The sequence below is a fragment of the Dethiosulfatibacter sp. genome (genome assembly GCF_983023055.1).
In genome coordinates this window covers 1-498 of the sequence record NZ_CEZJXU010000023.1, presented here as the reverse complement: position 1 = coordinate 498, position 498 = coordinate 1, and the positions used below count along the sequence as shown (strand labels likewise).

Below are 498 nucleotides of genomic sequence, written 5' to 3'. Positions count from 1 at the left end.
GTTCACCTTACCACATTGTAAAAAAGCTGTGATTCATGAATTTAGTTCATGAAATCACAGCTTTGTTTTGTTTTATTCGGACAATTTGCCTCGGTATTGTCTCTTATTATTTGTTATACTTTCTTATTTCAAACCCAGTATCTGTCTTGCTTCATCAGGAGTTGCTACTTCTCTTCCAAGTTCTTTTGCCATTCTTGCAACTTTTTCTACAAGTTGAGCATTTGATTCTGCAAGAACTCCCTTTTCAATATAGACATTGTCTTCAAATCCTACTCTAACATGTCCACCCATTGTTATAGCAAGTGTTGCAAGGGGCATCTCGTATCTGCCTATTCCTGCAACTGTCCATGTGGATCCTTCGGGAATACTGTCTGCAAAATACATTAGATCCCTAGCTTCTCCAGGACATGCGCCGGGTACACCTAGAACAAAGTCGAAGTGGATTGGGGAATTGAGAACACCTTTTTTAGCCAGTTTAACCGCATTATTTATCATGCC

At 39.4% G+C, this 498-nt stretch carries 1 protein-coding gene; it reads right to left on the bottom strand.

The genetic code is table 11. The annotated features are described in order from the left end of the window. Window positions 1-123 precede the first annotated feature (123 nt). Window positions 124-498, bottom strand: a 375-nt coding sequence (locus AC3AX0_RS02010; RefSeq protein ID WP_487548631.1) for a beta-keto acid cleavage family enzyme, incomplete at its 5' end; no start/stop codon positions are given.